Origin of the sequence: Actinosynnema sp. NPDC023658, from assembly GCF_040639995.1 — a bacterium.
GTDB lineage: Bacteria > Actinomycetota > Actinomycetes > Mycobacteriales > Pseudonocardiaceae > Actinosynnema.
Map to the genome: position 1 here is coordinate 1 of NZ_JBFAAX010000795.1, position 2,591 is coordinate 2,591.

Sequence of the window (2,591 nt, forward strand, 5' to 3'; positions counted from 1 at the left end):
CGGGTCAACCGGCGCAACGGCGTGTCGAGGATGTAGGACGCCTGGATCTCGGAGAGCTTGAACCGCTTCATCAAGCCCTCCTTCGCGTCGGCGGCGTTCTCGCTGCCCCGGATGAGCTTGATGACCTTGTCGATGTCCAGCAACGCCCGCAGCAGGCCCTCGACCAGGTGCAACCGGTCCTCGCGCTTGCGCCGCCGGTACCTGGTGCGCCGCGTGACGACCTCGTAGCGGTGCTGCAGGAACACCTCCAGCAGCGCCTTGAGCCCGAGCGTGCGCGGCTGGCCCTCCACCAGGACCAGGTTGTTGATGCCGAACGACTGCTCCATCGGCGTCAACCGGTACAGGTCGGCCAGCAACGCCTGCGGGTTCACCCCGACCTTGCACTCGATCACCACGCGGGTGCCGTTCTCGCGGTCGGTCAGGTCCTTGACGTCGGAGATGCCGGTCAACCGCTTGGACTTCGTCACCTCGTCGGTGATCTTCTCGATGATCTTCTCCGGGCCGACGCCGTAGGGCAGCTCGGTCACCGTGATCGCCTGTCGACCCCGGCTGCCCTCCAGCAGCCCGGTCTCGACCTTGGCGCGCATCCGCACCACGCCGCGCCCGGTCTCGTACGCCTTGCGCACCTCGTCCAGCCCCAGCAGCACGCCACCGGTGGGCAGGTCCGGTCCCGGGATGAACTCCATCAGCTTGTCCAGCGACGCCTCGGGGTGCGTCACCAGGTACCGCGCCGCCGCCACGACCTCGCCCAGGTTGTGCGGGATCATGTTCGTCGCCATCCCGACCGCGATCCCCGACGTGCCGTTGACCAGCAGGTTCGGGAACGCCGCCGGCAGCACCGTCGGCTCCTGCAGCGAACCGTCGTAGTTGGGCCGGAAGTCGACCGTCTCCTCGTCCAGCTCACCGACCAGCAACATCGCCGCCGGCGACATCCGGGCCTCGGTGTTGTGGTTGACGAACCCGCCCGCGAGGAACGAGTGGTCCTCGGACTCGACCCGCACCGAGTAGACCTCGGCCGGTTCGCACGCCTCCACCCCGGTCACCGCCTCGAAGCGGTAGCCCGAGTCCATGATCGGCAGGATCGTGGACAGGACCTCGGTGTCCTTGATCCGGTCGATGATCCGCAGTCGCTCGGTCTCCCACCGCTCGACGCGGTCGAAGTTGTGGTGGGTCAGCCACGTGCGGCCGCTGCCCCGGCGGTCGAAGTCGAGCGCGCCGCGGACGTAGTCGGCCACGAACGGGACGCTGTCGGCGCTCAGGCGGTGCGCTCGCAGCGGAGAACGGCGGAGCAGGGCGCTCAACCGCGCCTGCTTGGTCTTCAGGAAACCGACCCGTTCGGCGAAGGCCCGGACGTTGCGCAGGCCCGACACGACCAAGCGGTGTTCCACCGAGCCGTTGGGGCGTCGGTACGACCGGTGCACGGCGATCACGCCGAACTCGGCCAGCAGTTCCTGCAGCTGCGCGGCCAGCCCTGGGCTGTAGGTGCTGTACTGGACCGTGAACCCCTGGTCCGCCTCACGGCACCCGCCGTCGCCTTCGAACGCGGCCATGAGGAATGCGCGCTTGACACCCCAACCGCCGTTCCAGACGAACTCGGGAACGAACTTGTCCCGCGCCTGGTGACCGATGAACTCCGCGAGCGGGCTGTTCCGGAACGCCTCCATGCCCCCGGCGTAGTCCTGCACGTCGAGTTCGCAGATCAGCTTGCGGTCCCGACGGGTCTGCCGCTCCGAGACGTAGCGCTTGCCCCCGACCACCTGGTCGTACGCGTGCAGCACCTCGGAGAAGAAGTGCTCGTCGGTGTTGCTGAAGCCCGCACGCGTCTCACTGGCGAAGCCCTCCGACACCCACGCGCCCCCGAGCACGCCGAGCACGTACTCCTGGGCGGTCGGCACCACCTGTGACCAGGCGTTGCGCGCGACCGCCACCACGGCGCCGGGCTTGATCTCGTCCAACCGGCGCCACTGGAAGATCGGCACGCCCATCGGCGCTTCGAGGCACAGCACGAGGTGGTTCTCACTACCGCGCACCGAGAACCCGGACTTGGTGGTCATCCGGATCGTCGGGTGGACGCCCGAGTTGAAGACCTTGTCGACCCGGACCGCCTTGCCGTCCTTGTCCAACACCTCGAAATCCGCGTCCGCCTCGGAATCGGCGGGGAGGTTCACCAGGTCCGCGATCCGCGGGCTGCTGCCGTCGGCCAGCCGAATCCGGGTGTCACCCACCAAGCAGTACCGCGAGGCGGCCGGGCCGTCGTCCGGGGATCCGAAGTTCCCGTGCCCGTCGACCAGCGGGGTGTTCAGGGAGAAGTCCTGGGCCAGGCGGACCATCGCGTCGTAGATCGCGGTGTCGCCGTGGGGGTGGTACTTGCCCATGCAGTTGTGCACCACGAAACCGCCGACCACGAACGCGTGCTCGGGGCTCGCGACCTGGAGGTCGAACGTGGTGTCCGGTGCGACCGGCTCGACCGACACGACGTGCGGGAACGGCTGGTCGGCGGCGTTCCTGGCGGCGCGGATCACCTGCACGAGACCGTCCTGGCGCGGGCCGACGCCGGTCCAGCGCAGCAGCGCCACGGCGAGCGCGGCGGC

At 68.9% G+C, this 2,591-nt stretch carries 1 protein-coding gene; it reads right to left on the bottom strand.

Translation table 11 applies throughout. The features are described from left to right. On the bottom strand, nt 1-2,576 hold a 2,576-nt coding region (locus AB0G02_RS34865), incomplete at its 3' end, for a DNA gyrase subunit A (protein ID WP_360803090.1). Nucleotides 2,577-2,591: the final 15 nt, after the last annotated feature.